At 74.8% G+C, this 503-nt stretch carries 1 pseudogene; it reads left to right on the top strand.

Going from position 1 to position 503, the window contains the following annotated elements:
* Positions 1–151 (top strand): annotated as a pseudogene (locus ACOV8S_RS16225) (D-2-hydroxyacid dehydrogenase); the annotation flags it as partial.
* Positions 152–503 lie beyond the last annotated feature (352 nt).

The following is a 503-nucleotide window of genomic DNA, read 5'->3' as shown; positions in this document are numbered from 1 at the left end:
CGCCTGGCGCCTGCCCCGCACCACCGTCACCTCCCACACCTCGGGCCCCACCACGGACGAGGACGTCGTCACCGACCTCCTCTCCGCCTGGCGCGCCCTGGAGGCGGGGCAAACCCCGGCCCTGGCCGTCCCGACAAACCGCGGCTACTGACCTGCTCCGGTCCGTCAGGGCCGCTGGCCGGCCTGCGACCGGCGTGCGGCGGTGGGGAGCAGGGTCCGCAGCCAGGTCATCCGGTATGCCTGCCGCCGCTCCGCAGCCCGGCACCCGAGCCGCCACCCGGGCCCCGTTCCCGCGCCCGCTCGAGGCTGTGGACGAGTCCCCGGGAGCTCTCCTCTCCGCACGGGCCGAAATCCACTGGAGCTCAGGTCGAGGGCGGGACACAATCCGGCCGGGGCAAGAGGGTTCGGGGCGAGGGGGAGCTAGGTTGGACGTGTTCGTGTGCGCCGGGTGCGGTGCGGAACTGACGGCGCCGGTGTCCCGGGTCGCTCTCCCGGTGCACACC

The organism is Streptomyces sp. CO7, assembly GCF_053474865.1.
This window is presented reverse-complemented; position numbering and strand designations above follow the sequence as displayed.